The following is a 331-nucleotide window of genomic DNA, read 5'->3' as shown; positions in this document are numbered from 1 at the left end:
CTTCGATCACGATGTCTGCGGGCCCAGCAGGCGGTGCACCTGTTCCGTCGATCACGATGGCGCCCCGGATGATGAGGCGTTGAAAAGGTCCTTCGCCCTCGTCTGCACGGCGATCGGGAGCCGGATTCAGTTTGATTTGGGAAAAGGAGGGAGGGATGGCCAACAGCAAGGCCAGGCAAAGGGTAAGGCTGTACTTCATAAGGTTGGGGCTAAGTGTCTTATAATAAAGCGAAAAATTCCTTCCTTATCAAATCATTGAAAGACAGATGGAAAGGTGAATTGCCCCACATGAAGTTTTATTCATTCAGGGATACAGAACTTTGCCTCTCTC

The 331-nt window shown here is 50.8% G+C and carries 1 pseudogene; it reads right to left on the bottom strand.

Going from position 1 to position 331, the window contains the following annotated elements:
• Nucleotides 1–199, bottom strand: a pseudogene (locus ACNKXV_RS13795) (amidohydrolase family protein); the annotation flags it as partial.
• Between the last annotated feature and the right edge of the window lie 132 nt (nt 200–331).

This window comes from Christiangramia aquimixticola (assembly GCF_048285835.1).
In the GTDB taxonomy this organism is placed as follows: Bacteria; Bacteroidota; Bacteroidia; order Flavobacteriales; family Flavobacteriaceae; genus Christiangramia; species Christiangramia aquimixticola.
This window is presented reverse-complemented; position numbering and strand designations above follow the sequence as displayed.